The 329-nt window shown below is 56.8% G+C and carries 1 protein-coding gene; it reads right to left on the bottom strand.

Translation table 11 applies throughout. The features are described from left to right. A partial coding sequence (locus tag ACF8GF_RS24835; RefSeq protein ID WP_392488707.1) for an EF-Tu/IF-2/RF-3 family GTPase occupies positions 1–329 on the bottom strand: 329 nt, incomplete at both ends.

Here is a 329-nt window from a genome sequence, read left to right as displayed (position 1 = left end):
CCTTCGTCCAGCAGCTTGCGGAACATCTCAACACCGGTGCAGGTGGTGGTGGTGGTGTCACGCAGACCAACGATTTCCAGTGGATCCTGAACGCGGACGATACCACGCTCGATACGACCGGTAACAACGGTACCACGACCCGAGATCGAGAACACGTCTTCGATCGGCATCAGGAACGGCTGGTCGATGGCACGAACTGGCTCAGGAATGTAGCTGTCCAGAGTTTCTACCAGCTTCTTGACAGCGGTAGTACCCATTTCGTTGTCGTCTTTGCCTTCCAGCGCCATACGAGCCGAACCGATGATGATCGGGGTGTCGTCGCCTGGGAA

This window comes from Pseudomonas sp. yb_5 (genome assembly GCF_043103865.1).
GTDB lineage: Bacteria > Pseudomonadota > Gammaproteobacteria > Pseudomonadales > Pseudomonadaceae > Aquipseudomonas > Aquipseudomonas putida_Y.
Note: the sequence above shows the minus strand (reverse complement) of the source record. Positions and strands in the feature narration are given on the sequence as shown.